Raw genomic sequence first — 14871 nt, 5'->3', positions numbered from 1 at the left:
CCGAGCCTCAATGGCCGAAGTTGCAGGTGACCGCATCGGCATATGCGCCGTCCTCGGCTGCCCGGGTATCCGACGTGGTCAGGTCGTCTGCACGTACGACCGCCATCTCGATCGTTTCGCTGCGTTCAAGCACATCCCCATCCGCACAGGCCGCGATCACAACCCAACGCGACGATCCGAAGTCCGACGGGCTATAACCTGGCTTCTCCCCGAATCGTGGCGAGGCATCCTGAACGAGGTACGTAGCCTCGGGCGGCAGGAACTGATCGGCCTCAGCGAAACTCATCCCAACGATCGAGCGAGGCTCTATACCTGCATCCGACTGGCATGCCGTGATGCCGAATCCGAGGAGCGCTATGAAGATGGCAGCCCCGACTCTCCTCAAAAGCAATAGATCGCATTCGGAGTCGGGTTGAAAGCCGTGAGCCGATGGACTCGTGATTTCGATCTCATGCTGCCACGATCGCCGGGCGGGTCGTGCTGCCCAAGCCCCAATCCAGGTGGCGGGCCGGCGCCCCAGGAGCAGTACGAGCGCGAAAGGACTCGAGCCGGGAGACCAGACGATACCGCGCGTCGAAGCTGAGGCGGATGCCGGCGGGTTCCATGCCCGGGCCGTTGTGCGTGCCGCGCACGGCGTCCCCGAAGCGGTCGATCATCTCCTCGCACGCGCCGAAACGGTAGGTGACGCCGGTGCGAGAGGTGTCGCGGAGGCCCGGGCCGCCGCGGTGCAGTCAGGCGTCGGCCGTGAGGCCCTCGGGCGGAGGTAGCCGAACTCCATGGTTCGCTCACGGCACGGCACGGCGCGGCACCGACCGGCGCGGCACTGCGCGTCGGGCGGACCCCCCGATAGGGTGACGGGATGCCCCTCCTCGATCACATCGGCATCACCGTGGAAGACCTGCCCGCCTCGGCCGCCCAGTGGGACCCGGTCATGCGCGAAGTCGGCCTGACGAGCCGGCACGACGCCGACGACGGCGTGTCGTGGTCCGCCGACGACGGGTCCGAGATCATCCTCTACGCGCCCCGCGAGACCGGCACGGGCCCGCACCGGCACGGCCGCGTCGGCTGGCAGCACCTCGCGTTCGACGTGCCCTCGCGCGAGGCCGTCGACCGGCTGCACGGGATCGCCGTCGGCGCCGGGTGGACGGCGGTGCGCGACCCGAAGCCCTACCCGCGCTACAACGAGCGCTACTACGCCTCGTTCATCGAGGACGAGAACGGCATCCGTCTCGAGTTCATGTTCAACCCGCCGCGGGAGGCGTGAGCGCCCCCGGCACGGCCCTCACTGCGGCAGCCGGCGACGGCGGGCTCACGGCAGCAGCCGGCGACGGCGGGCGATGACGACGGCCTCGTGGCGGCCCGCGGCGCCGAGCTTCTGCATGGCCGCGTGCATGTAGCCCTTCACGGTCGCCTCGGTGATGCCGAGCGCCTGCCCGATAGCGGCGTTCCGACTGCCGAGGGCGGCCAGGCTCAGCACGTCGAGTTCGCGGGGCGTGAGGCCCGGGTCGATGCCGGGCGCGGCCCCGAGTCCTCCCCCTGCCTCGTCGTCGCCGCCGGCGACGCGGCCCAGACGGGCTTCGACGGCGGCGAGACGGGCGCGGGCGACCGGGTCGGCCACGCCCGCGGCGATGCTCCGGATCTCGGCGTACAGCTCCCGCAGTTCCTCGCGGTGCGGGGCCGGAAGCTCTGCCGTGCCCGGGCCCGCGTCGATTTCGGCGTCGGGGCCGGCGCCGAGCGTCGAGCCGAAACGTGCGGCGACCGAGACGGCCGGGTCGACCGAGACCCCGCCGATGGATGCCGCCTCGCGCAGCCCCCCGTAGAGCACCGCCCGGGTCTCGGCGCCGACGACGACGGGCACGGCGAAGAGGGTCGTGATGCCCTCGGCGAGCACCGGCCGGTCGTAGTCGTGGGTGATGACCCGCGAGGTGCGATAGTCGGCGGTGAAGCGCGGCCTGGACTCCTGCAGGGCGCGGCCGCCGAGGCCGGAGCCGGCCCGCACGACGAGGCCCCGCAGCGTATCGCGCCGGTTCCCGATGAGCTCGGTGATCTCCACGCGGCCGCCCCGGGCGAACCCGCCGAAGACGACGGGGAACCGGGTGCGGCGGGCGAGTTCGTCCAGGGCGTCGGCCAGTTGGATCCGCCGCCCCTCGGCCCCGGGGCCGGTCGTCGCTTCGATACTCGGCGCTGAGTACATGGCACCACGGTAGCCGAGCCCGGCCCCTGCGGCGAGCGCGCCGCGGCATCCACTCGCCGCCCGGGCGCCGCGGCACCAACTTCGGATGGTGCCGCGCGCCCGCCCGATCGCATTGGATACCGGCACCAGGCCCGTTCACCGAGGAGCACCCATGTCAGAAGCCGCCGCCCGATACCGCGCCGAATGGGCCCGCAGCCACGACGACCGCGAGGCGTTCTGGCTGGATGCCGCCGCCGCCCTCGACTGGGAGTCGGCGCCGACCGTCGCGCTCGCGCAGGATGCCGGCCGGTGGTCGTGGTTCCCCGACGGGCGCCTGAACCTCAGCGTCAACGCCCTCGACCGGCACGTGGACGCCGGCCGCGGCGAGCAGACGGCGCTGATCTTCGACTCGGCCATGACCGGCACGCAGGAGCGGGTGAGCTACCGGGAGCTGCGCGAGCGCACCGCCCGGTTCGCCGGCGTGCTGCGCGCGCACGGCGTGGGCCGCGGCGACCGGGTCGTCGTCTACCTGCCGATGATCCCGGAGGCGATCGTCGCGATGCTCGCATGCGCCAGGATCGGCGCCGTGCACTCCGTCGTCTTCGGCGGCTTCGGCGCCACCGAGCTCGCCGCCCGCATCGAGGACGCCGGCGCCCGGGTCGTGGTGACGGCCTCGGGCGGGCTCGAACCGGCCCGGCCGATCGACTACGTCGCGATCGTCTCCGAGGCGCTCGAGACGGCGAAGACCGTCGACACGGTCATCGTGAAGGCCCGGCCCGGCTTCCCGCCGGCCCCGGCCGGCGAGCCGGGCGGGGCCTCCTGGGTGGACTGGGAGGCGGCCGTCGCCGGGGCCGAGCCGGCGGACCCGGTGGCCGTGGCATCCACCGACCCGCTCTACATCCTCTACACCTCCGGCACCACGGGCTCGCCGAAGGGCGTCGTGCGCGACACGGGCGGCTACGGGGCGGCCCTGGCGTGGTCGATGCGGAACATCTACGGCATCGGCGCCGGGGAGGTGTTCTGGACGGCGAGCGACGTGGGCTGGGTCGTCGGCCACTCCTACATCGTCTACGCGCCGCTGCTCGTCGGCGCGACCACCGTGCTCTACGAGGGCAAGCCCGTCGGCACGCCCGATGCCGGGGCGTTCTGGCGGGTCGTCGACGAGCACCGCGTGTCGGTCATGTTCACGGCCCCGACGGCGATCCGCGCGATCCGCCGCCTCGACCCCGAGCTCGCGCTCCTCGGCGGCCGCACCACGAGCCTCCGCGCCCTCTTCCTCGCCGGCGAACGCGCCGACCCCGAAACCCTCCGCTGGATCGAGACGGGTCTCGACGTGCCGGTCGTCGACCACTGGTGGCAGACCGAGACCGGCTGGCCGATCGCCGCGAACCCGCTCGGCCTCGGCGCCCTGCCCGCCAAGCCCGGCTCGGCGACCGTGCCGATGCCCGGGTACCGCATCGCCGTGCTCGACGCCGCCGGCCGCGAAGTGCCGGCCGGCACCGAGGGCAACATCGCGATCGAACTGCCGCTGCCGCCGGGCACCCTCACCGACATCTGGGGCGGCGGGGGCCGCTTCGCCGACGCCTACCTCAGCACCTTCCCCGGCTACTACGCGACGGGCGATTCCGGCCGGCTCGACGACGACGGATACCTCTCCGTCATGGGCCGCACCGACGACGTCATCAACGTCGCCGGGCACCGCCTCTCGACCGGCGCCCTCGAAGAGGTGCTCGCCAAGCACGACGCCGTCGCCGAATGCGCCGTCATCGGCGTGAAGGACGAGTTGAAGGGGCAGCGCGCGGTCGGCTTCGTGACGCTCACCGCGGCGGGCGCGGGCGAGCAGGTGGGCGAGGAGCTCGTGGCCCTCGTCCGCCGGCACATCGGCCCCGTCGCGGCGTTCCGCGACGTCGTGCTCGTCGAACGGCTGCCGAAAACCCGCTCGGGCAAGATCCTGCGGAAGACGCTCCGGCAGATCATGGACGGCGAGCCCTACCGGGTGCCGGCGACGATCGAGGACCCGGACGTCATCGACGCCGTGATCCAGACCCTCGGCGAGCGGATCGCGGACGCGCCGGCCGCCCCGACGGCCCCCGTGACGGCCGCCCCGCCGGTCGGGGCCGCCTGAGGCATCCGCCCGCCGGCCCCTCTCGCGTAGACTCGCGCCCGCCGCCGAACGCGCGGCGCACGGATCGGGAGGACGATGGCGAACTCCAGCGCCGGCGAATCGGTCGCCTCGCGCATCGTGCGTCTGCTCGAGACGTTCACGACCGAGCGCACGGTGCAGACGGTCTCGGAGATCGCCCGCCGCTCCGGGCTGCCGCGCACCACCGCGCATCGCCTCGTCGCCGAGCTCGCCGCGAGCGGCCTGCTGGAGCGCGACGCGGCCGGCCGGGTACGGCTCGGCCTCAGGCTCTGGGAGCTCGCCGGGCGCGGCTCGCACGCCCTCCGGCTCCGGCAGATCGCCCTGCCGCACATGGAACGGGTGCAGGCGCGCGTCGGCGAGCACACCCAGCTCGCCGTGCTCGAACGCGGCGAGGCGCTCTTCCTCGAACGCCTCTCCTCGCCCACCGCCGGCGCGAACATCACGCGCATCGCCGGCCGCCTGCCGCTGCACGCCTCCTCCTCGGGCCTCGTGCTGCTCGCCAACGCCGACGAAGAGGTCCGCGAGGCGACGCTGGCCGGGCCGCTGACCGGGCTCGCGCAGGGCACGACGACGGATGCCGGGCGGCTCCGCGTGCAGCTCGCGCGCATCCGCACCCACGGCTACGTCGTGGCGCCGGGCTCCGTCGAGGCGGTGTCGACGGGCGTCGCGGTGCCGGTGCGCGACGGGCGCGGGCGCGTCGTCGCGGCCCTCTCGGTCGTGCTGCCCCGGGATGCGCCGACGAGCGGTGCGCTCGACGAGCTGCGCCGGGCGGCGGCGGCGATCGCACGGGACTTCGGCGTGCAGCCGGGCTGAGCGAGGACGGGCCGGGCTGCGCGGGGGCGGGCCGGGCTGCGCGGCGGCGACCGGCTCCGGATCGGTTGTCCGTTCAGCGGTCAACGGCGTGCCGGTCGTGCGGCGCCGCTCGCACACTGGTCATGCCCCACGCATCCACTCGTCGAAGGAGACGGCCCATGCCCCACCGCACCCGCGTCGCCATCATCGGAGCCGGCCCGGCCGGCCTGCTGCTCGCACACCTGCTCGACCGCCGCGGCATCGACTCGATCGTCATCGACAGCCGCACCCGCGAGGAGATCGAGACCACGATCCGCGCCGGCATCCTCGAACAGGGCACCGTCGAAGTGCTCGCCGGCACCGGCGCATCCACCCGCGTGCTCGAAGCCGGGCATCGCCACGACGGCATCGAACTCGCCTTCGCCGGGGAACGGCACCGCATCGACTTCGCCGACGCCGTCGGCCGCGGCGTCTGGCTCTACCCGCAGCACGAGGTGCTGAAGGACCTCATCGCCGCACGCCTCGCCGCCGGGCAGGACCTCCGCTTCGGCGTCGAAGCGCTCGCCGTCGAGAACGCCGACGGCGACCGCCCGCGCGTCATCGCCCGCGACGCGGACGGCGAGCCCGTCGAGATCGAGGCGGAGTTCGTCGTCGGCGCCGACGGATCCCGCAGCGTCGCCCGCACCGCCGTCACCGGCTCGCAGACCGGCGGATACTTCCGCGAGTACCCCTTCGCCTGGTTCGGGATCCTCTGCGAGGCGCCGCCGAGCGCGGAGGAGCTCATCTACTCGAACTCGCCGAACGGCTTCGCCCTCATCAGCCAGCGGAGCCCCTCGGTGCAGCGGATGTACTTCCAGTGCGACCCAGACGTCGACCCCGCCGCATACTCCGAAACCGAACTGTGGGACACCCTGCAGTCGCGCGTGCCCGGCGAACTCGCCGAAGGCCCCATCTTCCAGCGCGACGTGCTGCGCTTCCGCAGCTTCGTCGCCCACGAACTCCGACGCGGCCGCGTCGCCCTCGTCGGCGACGCCGCCCACACCGTGCCGCCCACCGGGGCGAAGGGCATGAACCTCGCCGTCGCCGACGTCGTCCTCCTCGGCGAAGCCATCCCCGCCCTCCTCGGCGGCGACGACCGCCTCATCGACGCCTACCCCGAAACCGCCCTGCAGCGCATCTGGAAGGCGCAGCACTTCTCGTGGTGGATGACGAGCATGCTGCACCGCGCCCCCGACGCGAGCGACTTCGACGACCTCCGACAGCTCGGCGAGCTCCGCAGCGTCACCGGCTCCCGCGCCGGCCGCACCTACCTCGCGGAGGCGTACACGGGCTGGCCGCTCGCGGGGGCGGATGCGGTGCTCGGATAGGCGCCGGTCACTCGGCCAGAACGGCGGCGGCGCGGCGGATGCGCTCGAACGAGGGTTCGGCCGGGTCGCCGTCGGGCCGCAGTCCGCCCGCACCGATCGTCGCGACGGCCTCGCGGAGGGCGGCGGCAGGATTGGCCGGAAGGGTCATGGCACGCCAGGCGACCTTCGCATCCGGACGGACGAGCACCGCGCCGTCCGCGTCGACCTCGCTCAGCCCACTCCAGCCGGCGTCGGCGTCGTCGATCACGACGACCGCGACCGGGAGCATGCCTGCGGGCATCCGGGCGGCCTCCGCCCAGCTCGGCGCCGCGGACGCGCCGACGAACAGCGTGAGCCCGGTCGGCCGGACGAGATCGCGCGTCGACCGCGGCTCGGACGACGAAGCCCCCTCCGTGTGCGCGAGCCAGAGGTGCGGAAGGTGCGAGCCCGGTCGCGTCGTCGGGTGGAACGCGATCGGCGATTCCGCGTCGGCCGGCTCCGGCGAACCGTCGGGCACGAGCGCCCCGGCCCGGTAGAAGAACCCCGCCTCGACGTTCAGCTGGCTGTAATCGTGCGCGTTCTCCTGCACGGCGGCGGCGACGCGGCGTCGCACCTCCTCGCCCTCGGGCGTATCGCTGAGGAACGTCGCGATGCTGCGACGGGACTCCGCCTCGTCCGGCCCGAGGCCGAGCGCCTCGCCGATGGGCGCATGCCGGGTCGCGTTCTCCAGGGAGTGGGCCGTGTAGAACGCGGTCGTCGGGCGCCGCTCCAGCTCGTAGCTGTCCAGGAGCCCGTCCTCGGCGTCGCCGTTCAGCACGGCCGCGAGCTTCCACACCAGATTCTCGACGTCCTGCACCCCGCTGTTCAGCCCGAGGCCCCCGGTCGGCGGATGCCGGTGCGCCGCATCCCCGGCGATGAAGACCCGACCGAAGCGCCACGAGTCTGCGACGATCGCGTTGTACACCCATCGGCTCTCGGTGACGAGTTCGATCGGGTGGTCGGCCGGCAGGCCGAGCATGCGCCGGATGGCCGGAAGTGCGCCGGTCTCACCGCCCTCGAGCATCCACCCCGACACGGCCACGAGCCATTCCTCGGAATCGCGGTCGTAGGAGTTCGGCCCGAGCGCCTGGATCGTGCCCATGCGGCGCAGCCCGCCGTAGGGGTGGAAGAAGAACCCGAGGAGCGCATCGGGTTCGGCCCACATCGAGAGGTCGGTGCGGACATGGTAGTTGACGACCTCGCGCATGTTCCGCGGACCCTCCATCGTCACCCCGAGGAGCTCCTCGCTCGAGCGTCCGCCGTCGGCGACGATCGCATACTCGGCCCGGATGCGATGCTGCCGCCCGCTCTCCCGCTCGATCGCGGTGACGACGACGCCGGCGTCGTCGTGCGCGATGCCGACCACCTCGACATCGCTGCGGATGCGGCCCGGGCAGGCCGCACGCGCGTGGGCGTACAGCAGAGGGTCGAGGCGCAGCTGAGGCAGATTGGCGAAACGCCGGGGGCTCGCCTGCGCATACCGTTTCGCGTCCGCGCCGCCGCCCCAGGCCGGAACGCCGCCGATGCGCACGCCGTCGGCCTGGGTCGGCCCGTCGACCGAGGTGAACCAGACGACCTTGTGCCACCGTTCGTCCTGGGGCCCGCCGGCGTAGATGTCGTCGGCGACCCCCATCGCATGGAACACCTCCATGGTGCGGACGTTCAAGAGGTGCGCGCGCGGGAACCTGGCCTCGAAGTCGCGGCGTTCGAGGAGAAGCACGTCGATGCCGCGCTGGGCGAGCTGGATCGCCGCGGAGAGACCCACGGGCCCGCCGCCGACGATCACGACCGTCGTCTCCTCGGGCCATTCACGCTCGTCGATCGGATCGAGCAGTGCGGGTCGGCGAACGTTCGGAACGGGCATGTTCAAGGTCTCCTCGTGACGGATCATCGGCTGCGACCCCGCCACGCTAGCCACGACGACCGCGGTGTCGTCATGGCGATTCGTCGCGGGTTTCCGGGGTCCGATCGGACACCGCGTCGGAATCGGCCGTCGCTGCCGGCCGCGCAGCGACGCGCTTGGACACCGTGTCGAAAACGGCACGGCCGGCTTCGTCCAACACGACGTAGAACCGGCCACGGCGAGCATCTACGCTCGCTGCGTACTCCGCACCCGCAGCTTCGAAAGAGGGCCCCCACATGCGCGAGATCGTGATCGTCGGCGGTTCGGTCGCGGCGGTGACCGCCGCAGACGCACTCCGCCAGTTCGGGCATGACGGCCCGATCACCGTGCTCAGCGCCGAATCCCACGCGCCGTACGTGCGCCCGCCGCTGTCGAAGGCGGTGCTGAAGGGCGCCGAGGAGCCGGAGAGCGTGCGCATCGCCGGAGCCGGCGAGCACTGGACGCTCCGTCTCGACGCGCCGGCCCGAGGCCTGGACCGCCAGCGGAAGCGCGTGCTCCTGGGCGACGACGAGGAGGTGCCCTACGACGGCCTCGTCATCGCGACCGGGGCGCGGGCGCGCCGCCTGCTGCCGGACGGATCGGAGCACGTCGTGCGGGATCTCGACGACAGCCTCCGACTCCGCGAACGCATCGGCGACGCGAGGTCGATGCTCGTCATCGGCGGCGGCTTCCTCGGCATGGAGATCGCGTCGAGCGCACGGGACCTCGGCCTCGAGGTGACGGTCGTCGACATGATCCCCCACCTCGAGCGCCAGTTCGGCCCCTACCTCGCGGCGCATATGACCGCGGCCGCCGCCGCACGCGGGGTGCGGCTCGTCGTGGAGCCGGGCGGCATCGAGTTCCTCGACGCCCGCCCGCTCGCCGGGGTGCGCGCCGCCTCCGGCGCGGTGTACGAGGCGGATATCGTCGTCAGCGCGGTCGGCGACCTGCCGAACGTCGAATGGCTCGCCGGCGCCGGCCTCGACCTCCCGACGGGGATCGAGACCGATGCACGATGCCGCGTCGCTCCCGACATCGTCGCGATCGGCGATGTCGCCGCCGTGCTCGACGCCCGCACCGGCCAGGCCCGCCGCAGCCCGCACTGGGGCGCCGCGATCGACCAGGCGCGCGTCGCCGCCGGCGCCCTGCTCCTGGGCGACGCCGCCGAGGAGTACGCGTCGCGTCCGTATTTCTGGACCGATCAGTGGGGGCTGGACATGAAGATCTGCGGCGCGATCGGCACCGCACGCCCCGAGTTCCTCGAAGGGTCGCTGGAGGACGGGCAGGCCCTGATCCGCTTCCGCGACGACGCCGGGCCCGTCGCGGCCGTGTCGGTGAATCGCCGGGTGCCGATCCCCCGGCTGCGGAAGCTCGCGGCCGGCCTCGCCTGACGGGCGGACATGCGAAAGGGCGCCCCGGCCGAGGCCGGGGCGCCCTTTCGCGTCCGTTCAGATCGAGACGATCACCTCGTCGCCCTGCGAACGGATCGGCACCGCGATCAGGTGCACCCGCTCGTCGACGACGTGACGCCCCGTCAGAACGTCGAACTCGAAGCCGTGCCATGGGCACACGATCGACTTGTGCTCGGAGGAGATCCCGGGTGCGGCACGCTTGGCATCGTCGACGACCTCGATCGTCCGCGGCAGGAACTTGCCCTGGCAGGCAGGGCCTCCCTGGTGCGGGCAGAGGTTCCGCCAGGCCCGGATCTCGCCGGCATGGCTGTACAGGCCGAGCTCCGTGCCGTCGATCGACACGACGATCCGGCCGCGTTCGTGCAGCTCGGCCAGACTCGCGACGGTCACCTCACGCCTGCTCATTCGGCTCTCCGATACCAGATCGCCATGTCGAACAGGTTCACGTCGGCCGCGTCGAGGAGGGCGGTGACGAGCACGACCGTCTCGGTCGCGTTGAGCGCATCCGTCTCGATCGGCCAGGCGATCTTGCCGACTCGGTCGATCTTCGCCGAGAACAGGCGCGCGGCCGCGTACAGGGGCGCCGCGATGTCGGCGTCGTCGAGTTCGGCGCCGAGGCGCCCCTCGACGACCGCCTCGGTCGCGTCGCGCAGGGCTGCCACGGCCGTTTCGAGGGCGGCGATCCGCTCGTCCTTCACCATCGCATCGGTCATCAGGATCTCCCGGGTCGAGCGTCGAGTACGGATGCGGCCGAGGGCTTGACCCGTTCGGTCGGCAGGTTGAAGAGCCTCGCCGCGTTCAGCCCGAGGATGTTGCGTTTGGCGTGCTCCGAGAGGAACGGCAGGTTCGTGATGGTGGACGGAGCGTCCCAGTCCCAGTGCGGCCAGTCGGAGGAGTACAGCAGCTGCGTCTCCGCGTTGAACGACTTCATCGTCGCCTCGAGCAGCTCCATGTCGGTCCGTTCCATCGGCTGTGTCGTGTACCACATCTCCTTCATGTACTCGCTCGGCAGCCGCGTCAGCCCCGGCGCTTCGCTCGGGCGCATGAGCACTTCGTGGTCGAGGCGTTGCATGAGGAACGGGATCCACGCGAGGCCGCTCTCGACCCACAGCATCTTGATCGTCGGGAAGCGTTCGGGCATGGCGTTGATGATCCAGTTCGTGACGTGGATCTGGTTGTAGTGCGTGAACGAGAGCGCATGCATCGAGAGGAAGCGGTTCAACTGGGCGAAGGACGGATCGCCCCAGTGATACCCGGAGTGGAAGGCGAGGGGCTTGCCGCTGTCCTGGATGAGCGAGTACAGGCGCAGGTACACATCGGAGTGCACGGGGTTGTTGCGCGTCGAACACACCGTGTAGCCGATGATGTCGTCGTTGTCGGCATAGCGCTCGACGAGTTCCTCGCACGCCTCGGGGGTGTTGTAGGGCAGGTAGAGCATGCCCTTCAGCCGCGGGTCCTGCGGCAGGATCACCTCGGTCAGCCAGCGGTTGAACGCCCGGGCGAGGGCCACCTCGACCTCGGTCTGCGGGTGCATGCCGAGCAGCAGCATCGCGCTCGGGAACACGACCTGGTAGTCGAGGCCCATCGAGTCCATGCCGCGGCCGGCCGCGGTGACGAAGGGATGCCCGTCGACGCCGGCGACGGGCTCACGACGCCCCTGGTGGCCGATCCTGCCTCCGACCGATTGCTGCGACATGCCCGGGGTGATGTTCAGCAGGGCGTTCTTGCCGCCGAAGCCTTCGAACTGGGTCATGCCGAGGTCTCGCCAGTAGTCGTTGTCGACCAGGGAGAGTACCTCGTCCCAGAAGTGGTCCTCCGACACGTGGGCGTCGATGTCGACCACGAAGTAATCGTCGTAGGACTGCTGCGCTTGCACAGTCGCATGGGCGAGCACATCCCGGCTATCGGATGTGCCGTTGATCTCTGCCAGCTCCGTGATCGCCGGCGGCTCGGGTTCGGCCATTCACCGTCTCCTTCATCATCGTTGATTCCAGAAATATATAACAGTTCGACCCAAACTGTATAACCTTTTCCGGAGCCGCGCTAGCATCGAGCCATGCGCATCCCGGGACGCCAGCTCATCGCCCAGCGACTGCGCGAAGAGATCTTCGACGGCATGCGCCCGGGCGACCGGATCGGCACCGAGACGCAGCTGGCCGAACGCTTCGGCGTCAGCCGCATCACCATGCGCGACGCCGTACGCGTGCTCGAATCCGAGGGGTTCGTCGAGGTCGCCGTCGGCGTCAGCGGAGGGCTGCGCGTCGCTGCAGGCAGGCCCGACATCGTCGCCGACGCCCTCTCGACCCAGCTCTACCTCGAGGACGTCTCCTGGCGCGAACTCGTCGACGCGATGCACATCATCGAACCGGCCCTCGCCGGCCTCGCGGCCGAGGCCGCGACCCCCGACGACGTCGCACGCCTGCGCGCGATCGTCGCCCAGGCGCCGGGCAGCGACGAGGCGACAGAGTTCACCGAGGCCGCGCTCGACTTCCACCTCGCTCTCGCCGAGATCGCCGGAAACCGGCCGCTCACCGCCTCGGTCCGGGCCATGCGCGCCGCGCAGCGCCGCCGCTTCGCCCCCGAGACGACCGCGGCCACGGTGGCGAGCGTCACCGAGATACACGCGCGGATCGTCGACGCCGTCGAACGACACGACGCCGAGGCCGCCGCGGCGGCGATGCACGCCCACCTCGGCAGACTCGGCGCCGCGGCGCGCTGAGCCCTGTTCAGACGGTCACGGCATGGCGCTCTGCGACGACGGCGAGCTCCGCATCCTCATCCGCAGGCCCGGCATCGGCCGCCCCCGCCTCCTCGGACGGAACGATCACGGCGCCGGACCCGCTCACCGAGAACGGCAGCACCGCCCCCGCCGCCGGCCGATCCATCCCGAGCCGCTCGAGCTCCGCACGCTCGATCCGCGCACGCACGGTCAGGCCGTTCGCATCCAGGAGGAGATTCACGGCGCTGCCGAGGAACGTCGAACGCACCACCGTCGCGTCGAACGAGCCAGGCCGACGCGAATCGCGATCGTCGATGTGGACGTGCGAGGCCCGGAACGCCAGTGCGGCACGCGCCCCGCTGCCCGGTGCCTCGGCCGCGAAGCCCCGCAGCACGAGATCCGCACCGTCGACCCGGAGGTCGACGAGCCCGCTGCCGGAGCCGACCACGGTGCCGGTCACGATGTTCGAGAAGCCCATGAAGTCCGCCACATACGCCGTGCGCGGCCGGTCGTAGAGCTCCTCAGGCGTGCCGTCCTGCTCGATCCGCCCGTTGTTCATGACGATGATCCGATCCGAGAGGGTGATGGCCTCCTCCTGATCGTGGGTCACGTACACCGAGGTCGTCTCGTACCGGTCGTGCAGAGAGCGCACCTGCTGGCCCATCGCGTACCGGAGCTTCGAGTCCAGGTTCGAGAGCGGCTCGTCGTAGAAGATCACGCTCGGCCTGGCCGCGAGGGCGCGCGCGAGGGCCACCCGCTGCTGCTGGCCGCCCGACAGCGCCGTCACCGGCCGGTCGCCGAACTCGGCGAGACCGACCGCGGCGAGCGCCTCGGCCAGACGCGCACGGCGCTCCCCGCCGCGGACGCCGGCGACCTTCAACGGATAGGCGACGTTCTCGTCGACGCTCATGTGCGGCCACAGCGCATAACTCTGGAACACCATGCCGACGTGCCGTTTCTCGGGCGGCACGAACACGCCGTTCGCGACGTCGACCACGGTACGCTCCCCCATCGCGATGCTGCCGGAGCTCGGCCGCTCGAGGCCGGCCATGCAGCGCAGGGTCGTCGTCTTGCCGCAGCCGGACGGCCCGAGCAGCGTCACGAACTCCCCCGAGCGGATGGTCACATCCAGGCCGTGGATGGCGGGCTTCGACCCGTACTTCTTGGTCATGCCGGATACCCGGACCTCGGTCATATGCGCTCCTGCTCTTCGTCTCTCGGTGCTTACTTCTTGAACAGCTCGTCGACCACCGCGAAGTACGGCTTGTTGAACTCGGGATCGGGATTCGAGAACGGCAGCCGCTCGAGCGAGTCGAACGCCGGCGCACCGAGCGGGCCGGGCGAACCCGGGAGGATCCCGTACGAGCCGTCGACCTCGGCGAGAGTCTCCTGACCCTCCTCCGTGAACAGCCAGTTCAGGTAGAGGAGAGCGGCGTCCGCGTGCGGAGCGTCCTCGATGTAGCAGACGGAGGAGGTGGTGAGGAAGTTGCCGCCGTCTTCGAGCGGGAAGACGATCCCGAGCGGGGCGCCCTTCGCCTTCTGCACCGCGTAGTACCCCGAGAAGACGCCGATCCCGACGTCGCCCCGACCGGCAGCGACGTCGGCCGGCACCGCCGACTCGCTCGTGCCGATCACGAGGTCCTGCTCGATGAGCTTCCGGAGGTAGGCCTCCCCGAACTCGTCCTCGGCCTCGGGCGCCTGCAGGCCCGCGAGGAGGTAGCGCAGACCGCCGGCGACCGTCGGGTCGCCGATGACGAGCTTGCCCGTCCACTTCGGGTCGAGCAGTTCCTCCCAGGTCTTCGGCGCCTCGGCCTCGTCCACCGCATCGGTGTTGTAGATGAACGTGAAGTAGCGGTAGGCGAAGGGCAGTAGACGTCCGTCGTTGGCGTAGGGGACCTCGAAGTCCGCCGGCGCCGTCTTGATCTCGGCGTTGGTGCAGATGCCCGGTTCGGCGGCCGCCTGGGCGGTCGTCGGTCCGCCGCCGGTGAAGAGATCCGCGACCCTGCTGCCGGTCTGCGCTTCGGCCTCGAGCTTCGTGAGGGTCTGCGAGTCGGGGGCGTCCTGCGGCAGCACGGTGATGCCGGGGAAGCGCTCGGAGAATGCGTCGAACATCGGCTTCGAGGTGCTGACGGAGGGGCCGTAGATCACGATCTCGGTCTTGTCGTCCTCGAAGGCCCGGTCGTAGAGCTCGTTGAGGTAGGCGTTCACCTCGCTCGACGCCCCCGGCACTTCGACCGGATCCGAGCTCTTGGTGACTGCGCCGGCTCCGCCGGAGCAGGCGGTCAGCGCCGCGACCGCAGCCGCGAGGGAGATGCCGGCCAGGACGCCCCGGCGACGGGAGGATGAGAACATCGTCGTTCCTTTC

The 14871-nt window shown here is 71.4% G+C and carries 14 protein-coding genes and 1 pseudogene; 6 read left to right on the top strand and 9 right to left on the bottom strand.

Translation table 11 applies throughout. The features are described from left to right. Positions 1-7: 7 nt before the first annotated feature. Entirely contained in the window at positions 8-286 is a 279-nt protein-coding gene (locus G127AT_RS14275; RefSeq protein ID WP_210897988.1) for a hypothetical protein, read from the bottom strand. A gap of 573 nt (positions 287-859) precedes the next feature. Here G127AT_RS14275 and G127AT_RS14270 point away from each other — a divergent pair. After that, a complete protein-coding gene (locus G127AT_RS14270) occupies positions 860-1264 on the top strand; it encodes a VOC family protein (RefSeq protein ID WP_210897986.1) in 405 nt (134 codons plus the stop codon). 45 nt (positions 1265-1309) lie between these two features. On the opposite strand, the gene G127AT_RS14265 is transcribed toward G127AT_RS14270, so the two are convergent. Further along, complete coding sequence (locus tag G127AT_RS14265; protein WP_210897984.1) at positions 1310-2194, bottom strand: helix-turn-helix transcriptional regulator; 885 nt, start codon at positions 2192-2194, stop codon at positions 1310-1312. Positions 2195-2345: 151 nt separating this feature from the next. Here G127AT_RS14265 and G127AT_RS14260 point away from each other — a divergent pair, with 151 nt between their 5' ends. From G127AT_RS14260 to G127AT_RS14250, 3 genes are all read left to right on the top strand, one after another. Then, complete coding sequence (locus G127AT_RS14260; RefSeq protein WP_210897982.1) at positions 2346-4298, top strand: AMP-binding protein; 1953 nt, start codon at positions 2346-2348, stop codon at positions 4296-4298. A gap of 75 nt (positions 4299-4373) precedes the next feature. Beyond that, positions 4374-5129: an IclR family transcriptional regulator gene (locus G127AT_RS14255; RefSeq protein WP_210897980.1), complete on the top strand. Its 756-nt coding sequence runs from the start codon at positions 4374-4376 to the stop codon at positions 5127-5129. A gap of 158 nt (positions 5130-5287) precedes the next feature. Further along, complete coding sequence (locus G127AT_RS14250; protein ID WP_210897978.1) at positions 5288-6475, top strand: 4-hydroxybenzoate 3-monooxygenase; 1188 nt, start codon at positions 5288-5290, stop codon at positions 6473-6475. A gap of 7 nt (positions 6476-6482) precedes the next feature. Here G127AT_RS14250 and G127AT_RS16405 read toward each other — a convergent pair whose 3' ends face one another. Together G127AT_RS16405 and G127AT_RS16400 are read right to left on the bottom strand one after the other, a co-directional pair. Further along, the gene (locus G127AT_RS16405) at positions 6483-6971 is read right to left on the bottom strand and encodes an aromatic-ring hydroxylase C-terminal domain-containing protein (RefSeq protein ID WP_425305906.1); all 489 of its coding nucleotides are present in this window, start codon (positions 6969-6971) and stop codon (positions 6483-6485) included. Between the two features lie 246 nt (positions 6972-7217). Then, a pseudogene (locus tag G127AT_RS16400) lies at positions 7218-8327 on the bottom strand (FAD-dependent oxidoreductase); the annotation flags it as partial. A 305-nt stretch (positions 8328-8632) separates the two neighbouring features. Between G127AT_RS16400 and G127AT_RS14240 the strand changes: the two are divergent. Further along, positions 8633-9766 carry an NAD(P)/FAD-dependent oxidoreductase gene (locus tag G127AT_RS14240; RefSeq protein ID WP_210897975.1) on the top strand — a complete coding sequence of 378 codons (1134 nt, stop codon included), beginning with the start codon at positions 8633-8635 and terminating at the stop codon, positions 9764-9766. Positions 9767-9823: 57 nt separating this feature from the next. Here G127AT_RS14240 and G127AT_RS14235 read toward each other — a convergent pair whose 3' ends face one another. Genes G127AT_RS14235 through G127AT_RS14225 form a run of 3 tightly spaced genes read right to left on the bottom strand, consistent with a single transcriptional unit; the run spans position 9824 to position 11750 of the window. Continuing rightward, positions 9824-10192 carry a Rieske (2Fe-2S) protein gene (locus G127AT_RS14235; RefSeq protein ID WP_210897973.1) on the bottom strand — a complete coding sequence of 123 codons (369 nt, stop codon included), beginning with the start codon at positions 10190-10192 and terminating at the stop codon, positions 9824-9826. Beyond that, entirely contained in the window at positions 10189-10500 is a 312-nt protein-coding gene (locus tag G127AT_RS14230) for a hypothetical protein (protein ID WP_210897971.1), read from the bottom strand. Before G127AT_RS14230 ends, G127AT_RS14235 begins: the two co-directional genes overlap by 4 nt. Then, positions 10500-11750, bottom strand: a complete 1251-nt coding sequence (locus G127AT_RS14225) for an amidohydrolase family protein (RefSeq protein ID WP_210897969.1) — start codon at positions 11748-11750, stop codon at positions 10500-10502. The genes G127AT_RS14230 and G127AT_RS14225 overlap by 1 nt, the downstream gene beginning before the upstream one ends. Positions 11751-11843: 93 nt before the next feature. Between G127AT_RS14225 and G127AT_RS14220 the strand changes: the two genes are divergently transcribed. Then, the gene (locus tag G127AT_RS14220; protein WP_210897967.1) at positions 11844-12506 is read left to right on the top strand and encodes a FadR/GntR family transcriptional regulator; all 663 of its coding nucleotides are present in this window, start codon (positions 11844-11846) and stop codon (positions 12504-12506) included. A 7-nt stretch (positions 12507-12513) separates the two neighbouring features. Here the strand turns inward: G127AT_RS14220 and G127AT_RS14215 are convergent, their stop codons facing one another. Then, on the bottom strand, positions 12514-13701 hold the full coding sequence (locus tag G127AT_RS14215) for an ABC transporter ATP-binding protein (RefSeq protein ID WP_210897965.1): 1188 nt from the start codon (positions 13699-13701) through the stop codon (positions 12514-12516). Between the two features lie 29 nt (positions 13702-13730). After that, on the bottom strand, positions 13731-14858 hold the full coding sequence (locus tag G127AT_RS14210; RefSeq protein WP_210897963.1) for an ABC transporter substrate-binding protein: 1128 nt from the start codon (positions 14856-14858) through the stop codon (positions 13731-13733). Positions 14859-14871 lie beyond the last annotated feature (13 nt).

This window comes from Agromyces archimandritae (assembly GCF_018024495.1).
Classification (GTDB): Bacteria; Actinomycetota; Actinomycetes; order Actinomycetales; family Microbacteriaceae; genus Agromyces; species Agromyces archimandritae.
Note: the sequence above shows the minus strand (reverse complement) of the source record. Positions and strands in the feature narration are given on the sequence as shown.

What these genes read in the sequence shown, in the direction of transcription:
- G127AT_RS14215 (WP_210897965.1), bottom strand. Translation starts at nt 13,701, where the DNA reads ATGACCGAGGTCCGGGTATCCGGCATGACCAAGAAGTACGGGTCGAAG.
- G127AT_RS14210 (WP_210897963.1), bottom strand. Translation starts at nt 14,858, where the DNA reads ATGTTCTCATCCTCCCGTCGCCGGGGCGTCCTGGCCGGCATCTCCCTC.
- G127AT_RS14270 (WP_210897986.1), top strand. Translation starts at nt 860, where the DNA reads ATGCCCCTCCTCGATCACATCGGCATCACCGTGGAAGACCTGCCCGCC.
- G127AT_RS14275 (WP_210897988.1), bottom strand. Translation starts at nt 286, where the DNA reads ATGAGTTTCGCTGAGGCCGATCAGTTCCTGCCGCCCGAGGCTACGTAC.
- G127AT_RS14225 (WP_210897969.1), bottom strand. Translation starts at nt 11,750, where the DNA reads ATGGCCGAACCCGAGCCGCCGGCGATCACGGAGCTGGCAGAGATCAAC.
- G127AT_RS14250 (WP_210897978.1), top strand. Translation starts at nt 5,288, where the DNA reads ATGCCCCACCGCACCCGCGTCGCCATCATCGGAGCCGGCCCGGCCGGC.
- G127AT_RS14235 (WP_210897973.1), bottom strand. Translation starts at nt 10,192, where the DNA reads ATGAGCAGGCGTGAGGTGACCGTCGCGAGTCTGGCCGAGCTGCACGAA.
- G127AT_RS14220 (WP_210897967.1), top strand. Translation starts at nt 11,844, where the DNA reads ATGCGCATCCCGGGACGCCAGCTCATCGCCCAGCGACTGCGCGAAGAG.
- G127AT_RS14230 (WP_210897971.1), bottom strand. Translation starts at nt 10,500, where the DNA reads ATGACCGATGCGATGGTGAAGGACGAGCGGATCGCCGCCCTCGAAACG.
- G127AT_RS14240 (WP_210897975.1), top strand. Translation starts at nt 8,633, where the DNA reads ATGCGCGAGATCGTGATCGTCGGCGGTTCGGTCGCGGCGGTGACCGCC.
- G127AT_RS14260 (WP_210897982.1), top strand. Translation starts at nt 2,346, where the DNA reads ATGTCAGAAGCCGCCGCCCGATACCGCGCCGAATGGGCCCGCAGCCAC.
- G127AT_RS14255 (WP_210897980.1), top strand. Translation starts at nt 4,374, where the DNA reads ATGGCGAACTCCAGCGCCGGCGAATCGGTCGCCTCGCGCATCGTGCGT.
- G127AT_RS14265 (WP_210897984.1), bottom strand. Translation starts at nt 2,194, where the DNA reads ATGTACTCAGCGCCGAGTATCGAAGCGACGACCGGCCCCGGGGCCGAG.